General features: G+C 59.6%; 1 protein-coding gene. It reads left to right on the forward strand.

Annotated elements, in window-relative coordinates; translation table 11 throughout:
- Positions 1-94 precede the first annotated feature (94 nt).
- A protein-coding gene (locus EBBID32_RS23415) for an IS630 family transposase (protein WP_156022447.1) occupies positions 95-1,037 on the forward strand; the annotation gives its coding sequence in 2 pieces (ribosomal slippage) (positions 95-430 and positions 432-1,037; 942 coding nt in all).
- Positions 1,038-1,053: the final 16 nt, after the last annotated feature.

Consider the following 1,053-nt stretch of genomic DNA (forward strand, 5'->3'; position numbering starts at 1 on the left):
CTAGAGCGTGATGACGTTTGGCTGATTCAATTGGGATTCCCATTGCGCTGACTTTCTGATTCAAGATGCTGGCTGGGATTGGAGGCCAGCGCGCATGGCGAGACCTTATTCGATGGATTTGCGTAAGCGGGTAGTGGCGGCGGTAGTTGAGGAAGGAATGTCCTGTCATGCGGCGGCATCGCGCTTTGGGGTAGCGGCGAGCTCGGCCATCAAATGGGTGCGACGGGTGCGTGAGACAGGCAGCGCCGCGCCCGGCCAGATGGGTGGCCACAAACCCAACATTCTGTCCGGTCCTAATCGTGACTGGCTACTGGAGCGTAGCGCCACAGACTTCACACTCCGCGGGCTGGTGGCCGAACTGGCCGAACGCGGAGTGAAGGTCGATTATGTTCAGGTCTGGCGTTTCGTCCATGCCGAGGGGCTGAGCTTCAAAAAAAAGCGTGCTGCCCGCCGAACAGCTCCGGCCCGCGATCGCGCGGCGGCGTGAGCAATGGAAGAAATATCAGAGGCGGCTTGATCCGGCTCGTCTGGTCTTCATCGATGAAACCTGGGCGAAGACCAACATGGCGCCGTTGCGGGGCTGGGCGCCTGTCGGTGAGCGGCTCCATGCCAAAGTGCCCTATGGCCATTGGCGTACAATGACCTTCCTCGCGGCGCTCCGCTACGACCGGATCGATGCCCCGTGCGTGCTGGACCAGCCTGTCAACGGCCAGAGCTTCGCCGATTATATCGAGCAGTTTCTCGTACCGACACTGTCTCCCGGCGACATCGTCATCATGGATAATCTGAGCAGCCATAAACGGCCCGCCATTCGCAAAGCGATCCGCGGCGTAGGCGCCAAGCTTTTGTTCCTGCCGCCCTACAGTCCCGATCTCAATCCGATCGAGCAGGTCTTCGCCAAGCTTAAGCACCTGATGCGCAAGGCCGCCGAGCGAACCCACGAAGCAACCTGGCGTCGTATCGGCTCCCTGCTCGACGCATTCAGCCCCGCAGAATGCCGCAATTATCTTCTCAATTCCGGCTACGGATCAACATAATGTCATCCAACTCTAG

Source organism: Sphingobium indicum BiD32, from assembly GCF_000382885.1.
Taxonomy (GTDB): domain Bacteria; phylum Pseudomonadota; class Alphaproteobacteria; order Sphingomonadales; family Sphingomonadaceae; genus Sphingobium; species Sphingobium japonicum_C.